The sequence below is a fragment of the Microbacterium mitrae genome, from assembly GCF_008017445.1.
Classification (GTDB): domain Bacteria; phylum Actinomycetota; class Actinomycetes; order Actinomycetales; family Microbacteriaceae; genus Microbacterium; species Microbacterium mitrae.
Window position 1 is genome coordinate 105,721 of record NZ_VRSW01000004.1, and the last position, 18,381, is coordinate 124,101.

General features: G+C 64.3%; 18 protein-coding genes and 1 tRNA gene. 13 read left to right on the top strand and 6 right to left on the bottom strand.

From position 1 onward, the window contains the following. Window positions 1-4 precede the first annotated feature (4 nt). Window positions 5-298, bottom strand: coding sequence for a hypothetical protein (locus tag FVP60_RS11065; RefSeq protein ID WP_147826350.1), 294 nt, complete (start codon window positions 296-298; stop codon window positions 5-7). Between the two features lie 335 nt (window positions 299-633). Between FVP60_RS11065 and FVP60_RS11070 the strand changes: the two genes are divergently transcribed. From FVP60_RS11070 to FVP60_RS11085, 4 genes are read left to right on the top strand one after another with little or no spacing between them, the layout of a single operon-like run. Further along, on the top strand, window positions 634-1,737 hold the full coding sequence (locus FVP60_RS11070; RefSeq protein WP_147826351.1) for a tyrosine-type recombinase/integrase: 1,104 nt from the start codon (window positions 634-636) through the stop codon (window positions 1,735-1,737). Further along, window positions 1,737-2,066 carry a helix-turn-helix domain-containing protein gene (locus tag FVP60_RS11075; RefSeq protein ID WP_147826352.1) on the top strand — a complete coding sequence of 110 codons (330 nt, stop codon included), beginning with the start codon at window positions 1,737-1,739 and terminating at the stop codon, window positions 2,064-2,066. The genes FVP60_RS11070 and FVP60_RS11075 overlap by 1 nt, the downstream gene beginning before the upstream one ends. Further along, window positions 2,063-4,045 (top strand): hypothetical protein, encoded by a 1,983-nt coding sequence (locus FVP60_RS11080; protein WP_147826353.1) that lies wholly within the window; start codon window positions 2,063-2,065, stop codon window positions 4,043-4,045. The genes FVP60_RS11075 and FVP60_RS11080 overlap by 4 nt, the downstream gene beginning before the upstream one ends. Window positions 4,046-4,087: 42 nt before the next feature. Next, complete coding sequence (locus FVP60_RS11085) at window positions 4,088-5,143, top strand: S66 family peptidase (protein WP_147826354.1); 1,056 nt, start codon at window positions 4,088-4,090, stop codon at window positions 5,141-5,143. 67 nt (window positions 5,144-5,210) lie between these two features. Here the strand turns inward: FVP60_RS11085 and FVP60_RS11090 are convergent, their stop codons facing one another. From FVP60_RS11090 to FVP60_RS11100, 3 genes are all read right to left on the bottom strand, one after another. After that, window positions 5,211-5,645 carry a Fic/DOC family protein gene (locus tag FVP60_RS11090; protein WP_147826355.1) on the bottom strand — a complete coding sequence of 145 codons (435 nt, stop codon included), beginning with the start codon at window positions 5,643-5,645 and terminating at the stop codon, window positions 5,211-5,213. Window positions 5,646-5,654: 9 nt separating this feature from the next. Next, window positions 5,655-5,858: an antitoxin VbhA family protein gene (locus tag FVP60_RS11095; RefSeq protein ID WP_147826356.1), complete on the bottom strand. Its 204-nt coding sequence runs from the start codon at window positions 5,856-5,858 to the stop codon at window positions 5,655-5,657. Between the two features lie 112 nt (window positions 5,859-5,970). After that, window positions 5,971-6,195, bottom strand: a complete 225-nt coding sequence (locus tag FVP60_RS11100) for a helix-turn-helix domain-containing protein (RefSeq protein WP_147826357.1) — start codon at window positions 6,193-6,195, stop codon at window positions 5,971-5,973. A 99-nt stretch (window positions 6,196-6,294) separates the two neighbouring features. On the opposite strand from FVP60_RS11100, the gene FVP60_RS13090 reads away from it, so the two are divergent. After that, window positions 6,295-6,948, top strand: a complete 654-nt coding sequence (locus FVP60_RS13090) for a helix-turn-helix domain-containing protein (protein WP_187240651.1) — start codon at window positions 6,295-6,297, stop codon at window positions 6,946-6,948. Further along, window positions 6,945-8,207: a tyrosine-type recombinase/integrase gene (locus FVP60_RS11105; protein ID WP_187240652.1), complete on the top strand. Its 1,263-nt coding sequence runs from the start codon at window positions 6,945-6,947 to the stop codon at window positions 8,205-8,207. The genes FVP60_RS13090 and FVP60_RS11105 overlap by 4 nt, the downstream gene beginning before the upstream one ends. A 5-nt stretch (window positions 8,208-8,212) precedes the next feature. Here FVP60_RS11105 and FVP60_RS11110 read toward each other — a convergent pair whose 3' ends face one another. Together FVP60_RS11110 and FVP60_RS11115 are read right to left on the bottom strand one after the other, a co-directional pair. Further along, entirely contained in the window at window positions 8,213-9,079 is an 867-nt protein-coding gene (locus FVP60_RS11110) for a CPBP family intramembrane glutamic endopeptidase (RefSeq protein ID WP_147826359.1), read from the bottom strand. Window positions 9,080-9,174: 95 nt separating this feature from the next. Further along, a tRNA-Leu gene (locus tag FVP60_RS11115) sits at window positions 9,175-9,258 on the bottom strand. Window positions 9,259-9,538: 280 nt separating this feature from the next. On the opposite strand from FVP60_RS11115, the gene FVP60_RS11120 reads away from it, so the two are divergent. From FVP60_RS11120 to pknB, 7 genes are read left to right on the top strand one after another with little or no spacing between them, the layout of a single operon-like run. Further along, on the top strand, window positions 9,539-10,273 hold the full coding sequence (locus tag FVP60_RS11120; protein WP_147826360.1) for an FHA domain-containing protein: 735 nt from the start codon (window positions 9,539-9,541) through the stop codon (window positions 10,271-10,273). Further along, on the top strand, window positions 10,270-10,764 hold the full coding sequence (locus tag FVP60_RS11125) for an FHA domain-containing protein FhaB/FipA (protein ID WP_147826361.1): 495 nt from the start codon (window positions 10,270-10,272) through the stop codon (window positions 10,762-10,764). Before FVP60_RS11120 ends, FVP60_RS11125 begins: the two co-directional genes overlap by 4 nt. Window positions 10,765-10,767: 3 nt before the next feature. Next, window positions 10,768-12,003: a PP2C family protein-serine/threonine phosphatase gene (locus tag FVP60_RS11130; RefSeq protein ID WP_147826362.1), complete on the top strand. Its 1,236-nt coding sequence runs from the start codon at window positions 10,768-10,770 to the stop codon at window positions 12,001-12,003. Continuing rightward, a complete protein-coding gene (locus FVP60_RS11135; protein WP_147826363.1) occupies window positions 12,000-13,385 on the top strand; it encodes an FtsW/RodA/SpoVE family cell cycle protein in 1,386 nt (461 codons plus the stop codon). Before FVP60_RS11130 ends, FVP60_RS11135 begins: the two co-directional genes overlap by 4 nt. Further along, on the top strand, window positions 13,382-14,839 hold the full coding sequence (locus FVP60_RS11140; RefSeq protein ID WP_147826364.1) for a peptidoglycan D,D-transpeptidase FtsI family protein: 1,458 nt from the start codon (window positions 13,382-13,384) through the stop codon (window positions 14,837-14,839). The genes FVP60_RS11135 and FVP60_RS11140 overlap by 4 nt, the downstream gene beginning before the upstream one ends. After that, window positions 14,836-16,629, top strand: a complete 1,794-nt coding sequence (locus FVP60_RS11145; RefSeq protein ID WP_147826365.1) for a protein kinase domain-containing protein — start codon at window positions 14,836-14,838, stop codon at window positions 16,627-16,629. The genes FVP60_RS11140 and FVP60_RS11145 overlap by 4 nt, the downstream gene beginning before the upstream one ends. A 41-nt stretch (window positions 16,630-16,670) precedes the next feature. Further along, window positions 16,671-18,380, top strand: a complete 1,710-nt coding sequence (pknB, locus tag FVP60_RS11150; protein WP_147826366.1) for a Stk1 family PASTA domain-containing Ser/Thr kinase — start codon at window positions 16,671-16,673, stop codon at window positions 18,378-18,380. Window position 18,381 lies beyond the last annotated feature (1 nt).

Genomic DNA, 18,381 nt, shown 5'->3' on the forward strand with positions numbered 1-18,381 from the left:
TCGGCTACCGTCCGAGGCTCGGGCCGCCGCGCCCGCCGCTGGGCGGGTCGTGGTGTTCGAACGCATCTGGCGGAGGCAGGGTGCGACGGTGTTCGCGTGCGGCGTGCAGTTCGCGGTCGAGCAGGCCAGGGTCGCGGACGATCTTGCGCGTCGTGAAGCTCTCTGCGTGCTCGTGTAGCAGCCCCATCAGTCGGTCGCGTTGTTCGGCGTCCTCGACGGTGAGGAGGTTCGGGCGGATCAGCGCGTCAAGGCCGGAGTGGTCTTCCACGATGGCGAGGGTGCGGGCGTGGGCGAACACGTCGCCGGGAATCTGCGACCAGTCGATGACCCATCCGGCATCGCGGGCGAGCTGGTTGAAGAAGACGTGCTGACTGCGCGTGTTTACGTCGCGGGTCGCGTGGATCGAGAAGCGAGAACTTTTCGATCTGATGCAACAACCCGTGTTTCCGGGTGTTTTCGGGCTTTGGCGTCGCCAAGCCCGCGTTTGCTTGCGAGCTGAGCGGTGGAGTAGGGCGCGCCGATGCCCCCGACTGGTGCTCAGCCTCGCGATTCCGTGTGGTTTCGCGAGGGCGTGATCCGCGTTGCGAGCCATGTCATCCATCATAGCGTTGCGTTAGATGCAATAATGATGGGATGAGTAAGGATGCGGAGGTGCTGTTGCTTCGGCAGCCGGGCGTCGTACCGTTGCACGAGGACGCGGCCGTGTTCAGCGGAATGCTCGATGGGTTCTCCCGCCAGCAGGTGAGCCGGGGCCTCGCCAAGCAGACGATCCAGATGCGCCGCTGGCAGGTGCAGCGGTTCCAACGGTTCGCGGACTCATACCCGTGGGAGTGGTTGCCGGGCGATGTCGAGGACTTCACGACAAGCCTGTTCAGCGGCCCGCGACCGTTGTCGCGCTCGACGGTGCGGATCTATCACCTGACGTTGCGCGCGTTCTGCGACTTCATCACCGACCAGCGCTATGGCTGGGTAGCGGAGTGTCGGTCTCGGTTCGGGTCGGTGCCGACGCAGGTGTGCTTCGAGTGGAACACGGTCGCGCACACCGTCGACTTCGAGGGCACGCCGGGCCGTCGTCCGCTGGACTACGACGAACTGGACGCACTGTTCGCCGTCGCGGACGCCCGCGTGGAGACACTGCGGCAGCAGGGCCGCAAGGGCGCGCTGGCCGCGCTGCGGGATGCCCAGCTACTGAAGACGACTTATGCGTGGGGGCTGCGTCGCCGCGAGGTGCTGGGGCTGGATGTGGTCGATCTGCGCACGAACGCGAAGACACCACAATGGGGTCGGCTCGGGCTGCTGCACGTGCGCCACGGGAAGTCATCGAAAGGGTCGATCCCCAAGCGCCGCTCGGTGTTGTCGCTGCCGGAGTTCGACTGGGCGATCGACGGGTTGCGCGTCTACGTCGAGCAGGTCCGGGAGAAGTTCAGTCCCGGCAATCATCCGGGGCTCTGGCCGACCGAGCGCGGCACCCGCGTCGGTGACCGTTACCTCGACCGGCGGTTCGCGCAGCTCCGCGACGAGGCCGAGTTGTCGAGCGAGCTGACCCTGCACAGCCTGCGACATTCGTACGTGACGCATCTGATCGAACTGGGCTACGCAGAGCAGTTCGTGCAGACCCAGGTCGGGCACGCCTACGCGTCGACGACGGCGATCTACACCTCGGTGACCGACGACTACCGCAACCGCGTCCTGGCGGCGGCGATCGACAAGTTCTACTTCCCGGAAGGAAGCACCTGATGACGACGAAGACGATCACCTGGCGGTTGCGGACGCTGATGGCCGAGCGGGGCATGTTCAAGACCACCGACCTCCTCGAACCGCTCAAAGCCGAGGGCGTCGCGCTCTCCCGCGAACAGGTGTTCCGGCTGGTCACGCAGACCCCGCAACGGCTCAACGTCGAGGTCCTCGCCGCGCTCTGCACGATCCTGGACTGCACCCCGAGCGATCTGCTCGTCCTTGAGCAAGTCGCCACGCAGTCGGTGAAGGCGACGGGGACGGGCGGGAAGATCGAAGACATCGGAGATCTACGACCCGTCCCTGCGCGTATCCAGCGTCCAAAGCCGTGACCACGATCCCGCGCGGCACACCACAGCCGGATGGAGTGTTCGGGCGGCGTGTTGCGGCGGCGTTGAGCGCCAAGGGAGGGACCGCGCCGGAACAGACCATCATTGACGCGGCAGAACGGCTCATCGACTCACGGCAACGCAACGGGGTGCTGCGTCTGCTGACCAGTGAACAGTTCGATCCCACCGCGTTGGACGGTGAGACTCCGGTACACGTTCAGGCGCTGCTGGCGAACCTCGCCCGCGGCGGCGCAACCGGCATTCGCTTACCGCTCTGCCCGTCATGCCGCACCAGGAAGGTCGTCAAGGTCCGCAACGAGCACGGTGAGCGCGAGTGCTTCCGCTGTTCACAACGCCGCGCCTACGCCGAGTGCCCCCAGTGCCTGCGAGTAAAGAAGCTCACCGCGACCAACGCCGATGGGCAGCGCGTCTGCCAGCGCTGCGGCCCCGAAGGCATCCCGACGTTCACCTGCGACGACTGCGGGAAGACGGTCACCACCGTCGGGCGCATCAACGGGCGAAGAGTCTGCCTGAACTGCCTGCCGCCGCGCCTGCGTCGCTGCGTCTCCTGCGGACAGCAGAAGAAGATCGCCGCGAACATGCTCCACGGCCCGCACTGCTTCGCCTGCCACAATCGCATTCTCCGCAACGCGGCACCCTGCCCTGGATGCGCTCAGAAACGCATCCTCGCGTTCCTCGGCACCGACGAGCGCCCCTGCTGCGCGGACTGCGCCGGGCAGGCTGCCCGCTACGCCTGCCGCCGCTGCGGCAGCGAAGAGCACCACTACGGTCGCCTCTGCGGGAAGTGCGTCCTCCGCGACCGCTGCGACGACATCCTCACCGGCCCCGACGGTGAGTTCCTTCCCCCGATGCGGGCACTGCGTGACTACCTGGCCGCGCAGCCCCGCCCGGCTCAGATCATCAAGTGGCTGCACATGGGGCCGAGCACGGAGCTGCTGCGCGACATCGCATCCGGCCGAACACCAATCGAGTCGGTGCTCGACACGCCGCGGCCGAGCAAGCCGTTGAGCTACCTGAGGACGCTGCTCCTCGACGCCTGTGCCCTGCCCCGCGACGCGGCGGCCACCAGGCAACTGATGGCCTGGGCGACGCAGACCATCAACGAAGCCCCGGCCGAGCACCACCAGATGCTACGCACATACACGCGTTGGGTGCTACTCCGCAGGGCCAGTCGCGATAGTTCCGGCGACATCTCCGCGGGCGCAGCTCGGCACGTCAAAGCATCCCTGCGCGGCCTGGTCGCCTTCCTCACCTGGGCAGAGGAACAGCAGACACCCCTGCGCGCTCTCACTCAGGCACAGATTGAGGAGTTCACCACCCTCCGCACCGCCCGCCGCTGGCTCCCGCAGTTCCTGGCTTGGGCAGCCGAACGAGATATCACGCCCGACCTCCACATCTCGATGCTCCCTCGCCAAGTTCCCACGATCAGCACGTCCGAAGAGCACCTCGAACACGTCATTCGCGTCCTTGCCACGGATCAAACGATCGCGCTCGACGCACGTCTCGCGGCGCTACTGATAGCGGTCTACGGTCTCCCAGCCAGCAAGGTTCTCATCCTGCGCCGCGACCAGCTCCGCGACCAAGACGCTGCCCTCGACCTCCTCATCGGGGACCGCCCACTCGCGCTCCCCGATCCGATCGCCGTGCTCGCGCGAGAACAACTCGATCTCCTCTCGGAGGCACCGCCCAATGCCTGGCTGTTCCCCGGCCTTCGACCCGGCCAGCCGCGTGACCCGCAGTATCTCAACCGGCGACTCCGCCCGCTCGGCGTTACCATCTCCGAATTGCAAAGCACCGCACGATTCCGCCTCGCAGGCGCGGTCCCAGCCAAAGTCCTCGCCGACATGCTCGACTTCAGCGTCGCAACCTTCGAGAACTACGCCCGCCTCTCAGGCAGCACCCGCGGCGACTACCCAGCGCTACGAGAAGTCAGCAAACGACGGGCAGCTCCGGCAGGCTGACCGATCGATTTGCGCGCTGCGGGCTTCTGCTCTAATGGGTGTATGGCTCCGAAGTCGTTTGAGACAACTCCCAAAGCTCGTCCAGGTGATCGGGTTGCAGTGATTTCTCCAGCGTTTGCCGCGCCAGCGGTCTCGCTCACGCTGCACGAGCAAGCGATGCGACGGTTGACCGAAGCCACGGGCCTGATCCCGGTTGAGTACCCAACTACGCGGCAGCTCGGCGCAAGCGCGGAGGCACGTGCCGCCGACGTCACCGCGGCGTTCGCGGACCCGAGCATCAAAGCCGTACTTGCCACGATCGGCGGCGACGACCAACTGACCGTCATCCCGCACATCGATACCGCCGTGCTCGCAGCGAACCCGAAGCCATTCCTCGGATACAGCGACAACACGAACCTGCACAACCTGCTGTGGAACCTCGGCGTGCCAAGCTTCTACGGCGGTTCGACCCAGGTACACCTCGGGCCCGGCCCGCACCTTGATGACATCCATGTGCGATCGCTGCGGGCGGCCCTGCTCGACGGCGGCACCCTTGATCTCACCGAACCCGGCGAGTCTGAGGACTTCGGATGGCCGTGGGACGATCCTCGGTCCTTGACGGAGTTCGGCAACCGCGAGACCACTGAACCGTGGACCTGGGGTGGGCCAGACAAGGCCGTGTCAGGCCCCACCTGGGGCGGTTGCATCGAAGTCATCGACCAGATCGCCATCGCTGGACGAATGCCTGACAACGCCGACCTGGACGGTGCGATCCTCATGTTGGAAACCAGTGAGGAGACACCGTCCGCAGACGAGGTCAAGCGTTGGGTGCGCGCCCTGGGCGAGCGCGGGACCCTCAGCTCTGTTGCCGGTGTGCTCGTCGCCCGGCCACCGGTCAGCGACCTGCACTCACCCGTGCCGCCTGCGCTAGAACGAGCACGCCTGCGCAAGGCACAACGGGACGCGATCATCGAGCAGGTCACCACATACAACCCCAATGCTGTGATCTGTGTCGGGGTGCCATTCGGACACACCCGCCCGCAGTGGATCGTCCCACATGGCGGCACCATCGCGCTCGACGGAGCACACCGCATCGTGACCGCAGACTACGAACACTGAGCAATCCGCTTCCGCGCAAACGGCTACGCGCTCAGAACTCCGGATCCTGTCCAACCGCGACGACAACTCAGAATCTGCCGAATAGTTCCCGCTCGGATAATGCACTTCCACCGGTAGTCGTCTCGCCCCACACCCAGGCGAGCCCGTCGGAGAACGCATCCGCATCCAGCCCACGCAAGTAGTCGCGGGCGGCGAGCTGCCCGAAGACGCGCTCGGCCTCCGCGACGATGAACTGTGGGCGACAATGAATGATGCCGGTGCCGCCGGGGTGCGTGTCGGTGTCTCTGACCTCGCCCGCCCAGGCGTACAGATCGCTCGTCAGCGCCCGATGGATTGCCAGGAGATGCGGGAGGTCGTAGTCGCCAGGGATCGGGTGCTCGCGCAGTTCACCCATTCGTTGCCCGATGACCTCGGTCTCCACGAACTTCCAGTGCTCGTAGTCCGTGATGCCGAGCTTGTTGACCAGAACATCAGAACCCGGATAGGTGTAGTGATCCGGCATGAGCGCGAGCTACCGCGCAGGAGCGAAACGAGCCTCGGCCCGTGCGATCACCTCGGCCACGGCCTCGTCAGCGGTGACCTCGCCGCGCACCTGCCGCGCCAGCAGTTCCAGGCCCTCGGGCGACATTTCCGCGCCCGCGGTCTGCTGCCCGGCCTGCACCTCCGCGAGGACGCGCTGAACGTGCGCCTCGGATACGCGAGTCTTCGTAGCCATGCGGGGTGCCTCCTTATGGTCGGCGTTCTTCGTCTAGTTTACGGCGCTAGGCCGACATTCACATGGAAGCAGAGCACGGGAGTACCGATCCGGCACAACGGGCGATGGAGCATCAGGACTCGCTGCTCTCGCTCGGGGAGCTGGCGAAGAGTGCGAGGAACTTCTCGCGCGGGATCACGATGCGCCGTCCGAGCTTGACATGCGGGATCGTGCCCTCGTTGATGCTCGTGGTGATCGTGCGGGGATCGACGCCGAGTGCTTCGGCGGCTTCCTTGCGGGTGATGACGAGGCTGCGCCGCTTGCGGAGGTCGTCCATGTCGAGGGTGCTCTGCCGCATCGTCACACCATCCGTTCGTGTCATCGCCGAGAAATGTGGTTCCTAACACCGTAGAGAATCGCACTTGCGTTGTCAAGTATCGCACTGTAGATTTCTACTATGGAAACAGAGAGAGTGCGGGGCAACCCCGCAGGCATCACGAACACGCACGTCGCGCAGAACATCCGCACCGCCCGCCAAGCGATCGGCATGGACTTGCGCACCATGTCCGAGGGCCTGAAAGCCGCCGGGCGCAAGCTCTCCACCTCGGGCATCAGCAAGCTAGAGGCCGGGGATCGCCGCGTGGACGTGGACGACCTCACCGTGATCGCCTACCTGCTGCGCACGACCCCGGCCGCGCTCCTGACGCCGCCGGATGAGCAGACGACGCTCACGGGCGTGCCGGAGGGGTATGAGCCGGAAGAGATCGACCGGTGGATGCGCGGGGAACTCGTGCTCACCGAGGAGGGGCTGTTCAACTACTGGCAGCAGGAATGGGTGATCTGCACCGACCGCATCCACTACCTCGAAACCACGCTCGCGGGCATGACCGCGCCCGACCCGGACGATCCCGAGAGGCCGCGAGCGAACCCCAAGACCATCGCCGCCTATGCCGAGCGCCTACAGACCGCCAGAGCGCGCGAGCAGGCCATCCGGGAGCGGGGCGTGCAGATCGACCCGACCGGGCGCGTGTTCAACGCCAAGGACTACACCGAGAACTACGCCGACACCCACCAGCCCGGACAGACCACCGCAAGGAGCACCCTGTCATGACCACGAAGCAGCCCGCCGAGCAGAGCGGCGGGGGTGAGAAGCAGCAGCGGCGCTCCCGCTCCCGGCAGCCCGGCTCGATCCAGGCCTACGACACCGATAAGGGCAGGCGGTGGCGATTCCAGATCTACGTCCTGAAAGACCCCGAGTACCCCGAGATGGGATCGCGCAGGCTCACCCGCTCCGGGTTCACCAGCACCGACGAGGCCAACGACGCCTTGCAGGAGGCGCTGAAGCAGCGCAAGCAGAACGAGAAGTTCGGCAACAAGGTGCCCACGCTCGGCGTCTATGCCGATGAGTGGGCGGCGGGCTTGAAGCTCGCGGCGTCCACGATCAAGGGGTACAAGAAGATCATCCGCAACCACATCCGCCCACAGCTCGGCACGATCCGGCTCGACAAGCTCACCGCCACGAGGATCGCCCGCCACTACCGCGACTTGGAGAAGTCGGGCCGTAAGGACACCTACGGCAAGGGCAAGCCGCTCTCTGCGAACTCGGTTCACAAGGTGCATGTCGTGTTGGGTGCGATCCTCGACGCCGCGATAGACGATGGGCACCTGACGGTGAACCCGGCGAAGAAGAAGCGCACCGTCAAGCCGCCGACCACGAGCGAGGTGCGGGCGCAGAAACCCGAAATCGTCACCTGGACGGCCGAGCAGTTGCAGACCTTCCTCACCTGGAACCGCGACGAACTGGAAGACGAACTGTTCCCACTGTGGAGACTCATCGCCTACACCGGCATGAGACGCAGCGAAGCCCTCGCCCTGAAATGGAACGACCTCAACACCAAGGCGATGCGCGTCAGCATCCGCCGCGCGGTCGATACCGACGACTGGACGAAGACCAAGCCCCCGAAGACCGGCAACGCCCGCGTGATCGACAGAGACGAGGACACCCTGAAAGTCCTCGCCTCCTACAAAGTCGCCCGCGCGGAACTGGCCTTCGAACTCGCCAAGGCCGACGCCTACATCTTCGGCGACGACGACGGCAAGCTGCGCTCACCCGACGCAATGACGAGCCGATGGGATCGCCGCATGAACTGGCTCACCACGAAACACGACACCATGCACCGCGTCACGATCAAGGGGCTGCGTCACACCCACGCGACCCTCCTGCTCGAACTCGGCGAGCACCCCAAGGTCGTGCAGGAGCGTCTTGGTCACTCAACGATCACGACGACAATGAACATCTACTCCCACGTCACCCCGACCATGCAGAGGTCGGCAGTGACCCGCTTCGCCGCCCATCTCGGGAACGCGTGACAGATTCAGAACACCGGGATGACACCCGAGAGTTGCAGGATCGGAAGGATGATCGCCGGAGAGGACATCATGATGTTCACGATCCAGTGGGCGATCACCACAGGCAACAGGCGTCCTTGCCTGCGCACGATGATCGCTGCGCACAGACCCCACACGGTGAACGCGATGAAGTAGACGAGCATGCCGGGAACAGTGGCCGCGAAAAGGATGTGCTGAGCGCCGAACAACAGTGACGTTGCGAGGATCGCTGCTGCGCCGCCCCAGCGCGACGCGATCCCGTCCAAGCTGTAGCCGCGGAAGACAAGCTCCTCTGTCGGAGCATTGATCAGCATGAACGGCACCACCGCCACGAGCGAGATGACGAGCAGAAGCGCTGGCTCCATCTGAACAGATGACTCCGCGTCGAAGAAGATCGTGGCAAACGCGGAGGGTGCATCGCTTCCGTACAGCGCGAACACCGTGCCAGCCACCACTGCCATGAACGGCACGTTCAGCACAAAGAGCCAAAGCAGCCCCCACAGGACGTCTCGACCGATGCGCCCCTTCTGAATGCCGAGCGCTGCGCTGAGCGACACTCCTTCATCACGATAGAACTTGCGCACCATCACCAGGCAGAGCACGTTCACGGGCAAGAGGCCGAGCGTCGCCCACGTCGTACTCGGTGGGAACGACTCGATCCCGCTGGTAGCCCGAATGATAAGCCATATCACCAGGGTCACGACCAGGATCAGGCCCAGCCGCACCGCCAGCAGACGCCACGCACGCCCAGCAGTGTTCTTTAGGGTCGCTGCTTCAACCATGAAGTGGGCCGGGCGGGAGAGGTGAGCACATGCCCCCATTTTCCCACGCACACAAGCGGCGACCGCGGCCACCCTCCGAAGGCCTTAGCACTTTTTCTAGCACTTCCGACGCGAATGACCCCCAACCCGAGAGATAAAATCCCAGGTCAGGGGCCATTTCATTCGCGTGCGCGAGGGGGGACTTGAACCCCCACGCCCTTGCAGGCACTGGCACCTGAAGCCAGCGCGTCTACCTATTCCGCCACTCGCGCGTGTTCGATTTCTCGAACGGAACCTCCCGAGCGTATCACGCACAACGCGCTCTCGAAAAACCGGGCGTTCCCCGGGCGCGTGCACCCTGGTTCCGCCCCCATCACTCCACAGCAGGATCGCGCCATGGCCGGCGAGCGAGCGCCTGCAAAACATGCCGGGAAAGCACCGCGAGTTCCATGACTTTCGCTGATCCGGGTACCGTTTTCCAGGTCTGCCCAGGGTTAGCGTCTATTCTGTCGGTTAGGTCTCAGACCCGATCCACCATGCCCGAGGAGATCCGTGGGATTACTTGACAGCTTCGAGAAGGGGCTTGAGCGCGCCGTCAATGGCGCCTTTGCTCGCACCTTCCGCAGTGGCATCCAGCCGGTGGAAATCGCCTCTGCCCTGCGCCGCGAACTCGACACCCAGGCCGCCGTCGTCAGCCGCGAGCGCATTCTCGCGCCCAACACGCTCGACGTTTTTCTGAACCCCGCAGACCACAAGCGCATGCTGTCGCTCGGCTCATCGCTTGAGACTGAGCTGCTTGAGCTCGTGCAGGTTCACGCGCGAAAGCAGGGCTACTCTTTCGCCGGCCCGGTCTCGATCACGTTGCACGCGAGAGATAACGTGGCAACCGGAACCTTGCGCGTCGAATCAGAGACGGCGCAGACAGCGGATGTCAGTTGGCAAGCCGCCGTTGACATCAACGGGCGGCGCTACCCGCTCACGAAGGCTCGCACGGTGATCGGCCGTGGGAGCGATAGCGATATTCCCGTCGCAGACGCCGGAACCAGCCGCAAACACGTTGAGATCGTATGGGATGGCGAACGTGCCATGGCGATCGATCTCGGTTCAACCAACGGGTCAAAGATCAACGGGCAACGATTCACGAAAGCGCCGCTCTCGGCAGGGCAGAGCATCCTTATCGGTGAGACGACGATTACGTTTCAAGTGATTCCGAAGTCATCGCGGCCCGCGCGTCGCGAGCCCGACGCATCCACTCGCATCTTCGACGCTCGGGAGTACGGCGCATGACAGAACTGACTCTCCTGCTGTTGCGCATCGGCTTTCTCGTGCTGCTGTGGTTCTTCATCTTTGCGGTCGTCTACTCCCTGCGCGCCGACCTCTTCGGCGTTCGAGCGCGCAAGATGCCCGAGGCCGAGCCTGCCCGCCCCGCGAACCTTGCCAAGGCCAAGCCTCAGCCGCACACGGGTGGCGATGCGGCAACGACCAGCACCGTCAGCCGCATTGTCATTACCTCCGGCCCCAAGGCTGGCCTGGAGATTCCGCTCGGTGACGAGCCCCTCACCATCGGGCGCTCGCGTGAATCCGGCCTCGTGATTCGCGACGACTTCACCTCCAGCCACCACGCGCGCCTCGTGCTGTGGGGCGAGCAGTGGATGATTCAAGACCTCGACTCCACCAACGGCACGTGGCACGACGGCGAGAAGGTTCTCACGCCCACCCCGATTCGCGCTGGCGCACCCGTCAAGGTGGGCGCCACCGTCTTCGAATTGCGGAAGTAACGCATGGCTTTCGAGGGCTCAAGCGTCGCGATCTCCCACACCGGCAAGGTTCGCTCCAACAACCAAGACTCCGGCTACGCTGGCGCGAACCTTTTCGTGGTCGCCGACGGCATGGGTGGTCACGCCGGTGGCGACGTCGCGTCTTCGCTTGCAATCTCCCGCCTCGAAGGGCTCGATCACGCGTTCGCCGCGCCTCATGAGGCCGAAGCGGCGTTGCGCGAAAGCATCACGCAGGCCGCGACTGACCTGATCGACATGGTCAAGCAGCGCCCAGAGCTTGCGGGCATGGGAACCACGGTCGACGCGATCGTGATGGTCGACGACTACGCGGTCATCGCCCACATCGGCGACAGTCGCATCTATCTGTACCGCGACAACGTGCTCACGCAGATCACCACGGACCACACCTTCGTGCAGCGGCTCGTTGACTCCGGTCGCATCACCGTCGAAGAAGCCCGCTACCACCCGCGCCGCTCGGTGCTGATGCGCGTGCTGGGTGACATGGATCCCAACCCCGAGATCGACACCTTCGTCATGAAGACGCAGGAGGGTGACCGCTGGTTGCTCTGCTCCGATGGTCTCAGCGGAGTGGTCGACGACGCTCACACCGAAAAGGCGCTGGCTCACGGCTACGCCCCCGGTCGCACAGCCGACATTCTGCTCAAGCAGGCGCTCGATGGCGGCGCCCCCGACAACGTCACGATCGTCATGGTCGACGTGGGCGGCGCTCACCAAATGTTCTCCGGAACCCCCACCATCGTTGGTTCCGCCGCCAACCCCACCGGCATCGAGGTTCCGGCGGCAAAGCCCCGCACCAGCTGGCTGCACCCGGTGCGCACCGCGGCAAACGAGCCCAGCCACTTCGAGCCCGCCGCCGAATTTCTCGAAGAGGTCATCGAAGAAGACCGCCGCCGCGCCCGACGCCGTCGCCTGGGCTGGCTCACCGCCCTGGTGCTGGTCATCGGCGCGATCGCCGGAGGCCTTTACCTTGGCTACCAGTGGACGCAAACGTTCTACTACGTCGGCGCCGACGAGGATTCGGTCGTGATCTACCAGGGCGTGCAGCAATCGGTCGGGCCGTTCCGACTCTCACAGCCGTACAACGACACCGACATCATGCTGGCCGACCTCACCGACTTTGACCGCAGCCGCGTCGAAGCGACCCTGGGTGCCCGCTCACTGAGCGACGCCGAGGCGATCGTTGACCGGTTGCGCGCATCCGCGGAGGCAAACCAGTGACCGCGCAGGCGCAAAACACCGACACCGCCGTGCTTAAGGCGCTGCGAAAGATTCGCGAGCCGCAAAAGCAACGCAACCGCGAGCTCTGGCTCATCCTTTTTGCGTTCGTCGTGATCGCGACGGCCATCGTGCTGGTACAGCTGGGGGCGATCGGAACCATCCAGCCGGACTTCTTGTGGCTCACGGTTCCGATTGCGGTGCTGGTGCTCGGCTTGCACGTGCTGCTGCGGTTCGTTGCCAGCGATGCCGACCCATTCGTGGTTCCGATCGCCACGATTCTCACCGGCCTTGGCCTCACGATGATCTATCGCATCGACCTCGCCGTCGAAACCTCCGGCTGGGAGGCGACCGGCACCCGCCAGGTGATGTGGACCATCATTTCGCTCGTTGCCGCGATCGCCGTCGTGGTGTTCTTGAAGAACTACCGCGTGCTGTTTCGCTACACGTACCTGTTCGGACTCGCCGGAATTCTGCTCCTGCTACTGCCGTTCGTGCCGTTTCTCAGCGCGGATGGCAACGCCGACGTGTGGATTTCGATCGGCGGATTCTTCAGCTTCCAGCCGGGTGAAATCGCGAAAATCTGCCTCGCGATCTTCTTTGCCGGCTACCTGGTGCGCACTCGCGAGAGCCTGGTCTCCACCGGTCACCGCTTCTTGGGCATGACGTGGCCGCGTGCCCGCGAGCTCGGCCCGCTGCTGGTGATTTGGCTGGTGTCGCTCGGAACCATCGTGCTGCAGCGCGACCTCGGTACCGGTTTGCTGATCTTCGGCATGTTTGTCGCGATGCTCTACGTTGCCACCGGCAAGACCAGCTGGGTGTTGATCGGTTTGGTGCTGGCGAGTGTCGGCGCCGTTATCGCCTCGCAGATTCTGCCGTACGTGCACTGGCGATTTGTGAGCTGGCTCGACGCATTCAACCCCGATGTGATGAATGCCGACGGCGGTAGCTATCAGCTCGTGCGCGGGCTGTTCGGCATGGCCTACGGCGGCCTGTTCGGCCAGGGCTGGGGCCAGGGCAGGCCGACCGAGACGCCGCTGCCGCAGAGCGACTTCATTCTGCCGTCACTGGCAGAAGAGCTGGGTCTGGTTGGCGTCTTCGCGATTCTCGCGATGTACATGATCTTCGTGAGCCGGGGCCTGCGCATCGGCATGGCGGGGCAAGACGACTTCGGCAAGCTGCTGGCAACGGGCCTGGCCTTCACGATGGCACTGCAGGTGTTCATCATGGTCGGCGGCGTCACCCGCGTCATTCCGCTCACCGGCCTCACCACACCGTTCCTGGCTGCCGGTGGTTCTTCTCTCGTTGCCAACTGGATCATCGTGGCGCTGCTGCTGCGTATTTCTGACGCCGTGCGTCGCCAACCCCGGGTGGTGATCGGATGACGAAAGAAGTTCGTCGACTCAGCATCGTGATTCTCGTCATGTTTATGGTGCTGCTGGCATCGACCACCTGGATTCAGGCGATCGCCGCAGACAACCTCGCCGAGCACCCGCAAAACAAGCGCACGCTGTACGACAGCTATGAGGTGCAGCGCGGCGACATCATTCTCGCCGACGGCACCGTGATCGCCTCCAGCGTTCCCTCCGACGACGTGTTCTCTTTCCAGCGGGTGTATCAAAACCCCGAAATGTGGGCGCCCGTCACGGGCTACCTCAACCCCGTGATTCAGTCCTCCACGGGTATCGAGGCGGCCGCAAACGACTACCTCACCGGGCAGAGCGACAGCCAGTTCTTTGCGCGCATTGAGCGCCTGCTCTCGGGCCAGCCGCCGCGTGGTTCCTCCGTTCAGCTGTCGCTAGACCCGGTCGCGCAGCAGGCGGCATGGGATGCCCTGCAGGGTTATCAGGGATCGGTCATCGTGATGGAGCCGAAGACCGGCCGCATTCTGGCGATGGTGAGCACCCCGAGCTACGACACGAACCTGCTCGCCTCACACGATTCTGCGGCGGTCGAAGAGGCATATCAACAACTGCTCGATGCCGAAGGTGACCCGCTGTTCAACCGCGCCATCGCCGGCAACCTCAACCCTCCTGGTTCCACTTTCAAGGTGGTTGTTGCCGCCGCGGCTCTCGAGTCGGGCAAATACACCGCCAACTCCGCACTGCCCAACCCTGCGCAGTACCAGTTGCCGCAGTCGACGAACATTGTGACGAATGCGAGCGGCGGAACCTGTGGCCCGGGTGAGACGGTGACCATCGCCGACGCGCTGCGGCTGAGTTGCAATATTCCGTTTGCCGAGCTTGCCGTTGAACTGGGCGACGCGACAATTCGCGAACAGGCCGAAAAGTTTGGTTGGAACGAGTCGTTTGAGACGCCGTTGACGTCAACGCCCTCGTTCTATCCGCCGACCCTTGATGACGCCCGCACGGCGCTCAGCGGCTTTGGTCAGGGCGATGTCACGGCAACGCCATTGCAGATCGTGATGATGTCTGCGGCGATCGCCAATGACGGCGTCGTGATGGCGCCAACGATGATCGACCGGGTCATCGCGCCCGACCTCGCGATCGAGTTTGAAACGGTCGCTTCTGAGGTGGGTCGTGCCGTCGACAAAAAGAACAATGAAACGTTGGTCTCTATGATGACCGCCAATGTCGCAAACGGCGCGGCAGGCGGTGCAAGAATAGAGGGAGTCACTGTGGCCGGAAAGACCGGTACTGCAGAGAACGACGACCGGCCGTACACACTTTGGTTTACCGGCTTCGCGCCGGCGGAAGACCCCGAGATTGCGATCGCGGTCGTTGTAGAAGACGGCGGCGGTCAAGGCCAAACGGGTTCAGGGGATGAAATCGCGGCTCCCATCGCGAAACAGGTCATGGAGGCGGTGCTAAACCAATGAGGCCAACACAGGGTGTGACCTTCGGCGGTCGTTACGAGCTCGTATCGCGGATTGCTATCGGCGGTATGGGTGAGGTCTGGGAGGCAACGGATCACGTCATCGGACGTACCGTCGCTATCAAGATCCTCAAGGACGAGTACATGGGCGACCCGGGATTCTTGGAGCGCTTTCGCGCCGAGGCCCGCCACGCCGCCCTCGTTAACCATGAGGGCATCGCCAGCGTCTTTGACTATGGCGAGGAGGCCGGTAGTGCCTTCCTCGTGATGGAACTGGTGCCCGGCGAGGCGCTGTCGACCGTGCTCGAGCGCGAGGGGTCGTTGTCGACCGACAAGACGCTCGACATCATCGGTCAGACTGCCGCTGCCCTGCAGGCCGCGCACGCCGCCGGTCTCGTGCACCGCGACATCAAGCCAGGCAACCTGCTCATCACCCCCGATGGCCGCGTCAAGATCACCGACTTCGGTATTGCTCGCATCGCCGACCAGGTGCCGCTGACGGCAACCGGTCAGGTGATGGGAACCGTGCAGTACCTGTCGCCAGAGCAGGCCTCCGGTCACCCGGCATCGCCCGCAACCGACATCTACTCGCTGGGTATCGTCGCGTACGAGTGCCTGGCAGGCAAGCGTCCGTTCACCGGTGAATCGCAGGTCGCGATCGCGATGGCGCAGATCAACGATGCGCCGCCGCCGCTGCCGCCGACCGTGGCGATTCCGGTGCAAAACCTCGTGATGGCGATGATCGCCAAAAAGCCCGAAGACCGCCCCGCATCGTCGGCGACGGTTGCCCGCGCTTGCGCAGCGCTTCGCCGTGGCGATGTTGCCGCCGCCGCTGCCGCCGTCCCCGCCATTGCTGGCGTTGCCGCTGTCGGTGCCGCCGCTGGCGCCGACGAGATGACGCAGCTGCTGGGCGGAACCGCGACGCAGATGCTCCCGCAGACCGCGGCTCTCGACACCCAGGCTCGCGAAGACGAGAAGAAGTCCAAGCGCAGCCCCTGGTTATGGCCGCTGATCGCGCTGATCGCCGTGCTGCTGATTGCCCTGGGTGTCGCCGTGTTCTCGATGTTGAACGGTGGCGGCAGCGAGCCGACACCGACAAACTCGTCAACCGCTTCGGCATCAGCGACACCCAAGCCGACACCGTCGGCGACGACCGCGGCCCTCGTTGACGTTGACACGCTCGGCCTTACTGGCCTGTCGTGCCAAGACGCGACGCAAAAGCTCGTCGACAGTGGCTTCACCAGCACGAACGTCACGTGCGTCGATGGTCAGTCCAGCCCGAACAGTGAAGACGTCGGCACCGTCTACGAATGGGCTCCGGGCGGAAACGTTCCGGTCAACAGCACCGTGACTCTCACCGTCTACACCGCCGAAAGCGAGCTCACTGCTCCCGAAAGCGCACCGGTCTTCTACGTCAACGGCACGCAGGTTCCAGCCAACGGCTCTGTCACCGTGGGCGACAACGTTCAGGTGCGCTGGTTGACCAACTACGGCGCCTGCGGAACTGGCACCCACACCGGTTTTGACCTGTTGATCAACAACGAGCGCTTCACGTTTGACACCGGCACGTCGTCGACCGAGTACGTGGTTCCGGATGGCATCGAGACGCTGACGGCATCGTTGGCTGCCACCTGCTCCGAAAACGGACAGACCCGCACCTCGCCCGCCGCCGTTACCCAGGTGTTCGTGAACCCGGCCGTTGAACCGTCTGAAGAGCCAACACCGTCGCCGTCGCCCTCAGCGGGCTCCGGCGGTGGGGGCGAAGACTCAGGTTCTGACCAGTCGAACGAATAACCAACCCGGTAAGGTTGTGACACAGCATAAGGGGGTTTGCCGTGTCCGATCAGTCGCGAGTTCTTGCGGGGCGCTATCGCGTCGACGGAACCATCGGGCACGGTGGCATGGCAACGGTGTACGAAGGCTTCGATTTGAAGCTGGGTCGCTCTGTCGCCATCAAGATTCTCGATAAGGATCTCTCCCGAGACACCTCCTTTCGCACCCGGTTTCGTATGGAGGCGCAGGCAGCGTCTCGCATGTCACACCCCTCGATCGTGCGCGTGTACGACGCCGGTGAAGACGTCGCCGAGGGCGGTGTCACGCCGTTCATCGTGATGGAGCTGGTGCGTGGGCGCACCCTCAAAGAGATCATCTCTGAGAGCAAGCTCACCCCCGACGACGCCGTGCACTACGTTGCCGGCATCTTGGAGGCGCTGGAGTACTCGCACCGTGCCGGTGTGATTCACCGCGACATCAAGCCGGGCAACATCATGATCACGGCCGATCGCCGCGTCAAGGTGATGGACTTTGGCATCGCACGCGCGGTATCTGACTCGTCATCGACCGTTGCCGAGACCACCTCGATTCTCGGCACCGCAGCATACTTCTCGCCCGAGCAGGCCAAGGGCGAGCCGGTTGATGCCCGCACCGACCTGTATTCGACCGGCGTGGTGCTGTACGAAATGCTCGCCGGGCGCCAACCGTTCCGCGGTGACACCCCGGTGGCTGTTGCCTACCAGCACGTCTCCGAGACGCCCGTGCCGCCGAGCCAGGTTGATCACCACGTTCCGCGTTCGCTTGACGCCGTGGTGCTGCGCGCCATGGCCAAAGACCCGTTCAGCCGCTTTCCCGACGCGGCCACCTTCCGCACCGCCCTTGTCGGCACCGCAGAGGGCAAGGTTCCATCGCAGCGCCAGCTCGACCAGTTGACCAACGACCTGTATGGCGCAAACCCACGCGCCGCCGCCGAGACGGCGCGGAGCCTGCGACAAATGTCGTCAGACACCGGAACCACGCGCACGCAGCAGGGTCCGCCGGTGGCGTGGATTTGGGCGACCGTAGCCGTTATTTCGGTGCTTCTGGTCTCGGTGCTGATCTGGGCGATGTCGTTCAAGTCGGTCGATGCCGTTCCCGATAACGCTCGCGAGGTTCCGGCGATCGCCGATATGACCTACGACGATGCCGTCGTCGCGCTCGAAGAGCTCGACCTGATCGCCAAGCGCGGCACCGATGAGTCAAGTTCTACGGTCGAAGAGGGTCATGTGATTCGTACCGACCCGGAGGCCGGAACGGACGTCACCAAGGGTGAGACGATCACGGTGTATGTGTCTTCTGGCGCCGTCACCGCACTGATTCCCACGCTTGTTGACCTGTCTGAACAGACCGCCAAGGAGGCGCTGTCAAAGGCCGGGCTGGTCTACGGCTCGATCAAGCGCGTGAACAACCCCGATCTACAGGCCGGCACCGTCATTTCTTCCAACCCCGCCTCGGGTGCGGAGGTTGCGCCCGGCACCGTGGTGAACCTGGAGATCGCGACCGGCAAGGTCACCGTGAAGAACTACGCCCCCACGTTCACCCTCACCTCGGCGGTAGAAGAGTTGCAGGGGCCAACGCTGAAGCTCGTCGTCAAGGTTGTTGCCGACGTCGCGTGTGACGTGGAAGAAGTTCCCAAGGTGAAGAGCCAAGACCAGGTCGGCGACGTGGCCATCGGCTCCACCGTGCAGCTGCACGTGTGCGAGGGAACGGCGATTCCCGAGGGTCTCGGATAGC

Coding starts and splice junctions, on each gene's coding strand:
- FVP60_RS11070 (WP_147826351.1), top strand. CDS start 634: ATGAGTAAGGATGCGGAGGTGCTGTTGCTTCGGCAGCCGGGCGTCGTA.
- FVP60_RS11075 (WP_147826352.1), top strand. CDS start 1,737: ATGACGACGAAGACGATCACCTGGCGGTTGCGGACGCTGATGGCCGAG.
- FVP60_RS11085 (WP_147826354.1), top strand. CDS start 4,088: ATGGCTCCGAAGTCGTTTGAGACAACTCCCAAAGCTCGTCCAGGTGAT.
- FVP60_RS11090 (WP_147826355.1), bottom strand. CDS start 5,645: ATGCCGGATCACTACACCTATCCGGGTTCTGATGTTCTGGTCAACAAG.
- FVP60_RS11095 (WP_147826356.1), bottom strand. CDS start 5,858: ATGGCTACGAAGACTCGCGTATCCGAGGCGCACGTTCAGCGCGTCCTC.
- FVP60_RS11100 (WP_147826357.1), bottom strand. CDS start 6,195: ATGCGGCAGAGCACCCTCGACATGGACGACCTCCGCAAGCGGCGCAGC.
- FVP60_RS13090 (WP_187240651.1), top strand. CDS start 6,295: ATGGAAACAGAGAGAGTGCGGGGCAACCCCGCAGGCATCACGAACACG.
- FVP60_RS11105 (WP_187240652.1), top strand. CDS start 6,945: ATGACCACGAAGCAGCCCGCCGAGCAGAGCGGCGGGGGTGAGAAGCAG.
- FVP60_RS11125 (WP_147826361.1), top strand. CDS start 10,270: ATGACAGAACTGACTCTCCTGCTGTTGCGCATCGGCTTTCTCGTGCTG.
- FVP60_RS11130 (WP_147826362.1), top strand. CDS start 10,768: ATGGCTTTCGAGGGCTCAAGCGTCGCGATCTCCCACACCGGCAAGGTT.
- FVP60_RS11140 (WP_147826364.1), top strand. CDS start 13,382: ATGACGAAAGAAGTTCGTCGACTCAGCATCGTGATTCTCGTCATGTTT.
- FVP60_RS11145 (WP_147826365.1), top strand. CDS start 14,836: ATGAGGCCAACACAGGGTGTGACCTTCGGCGGTCGTTACGAGCTCGTA.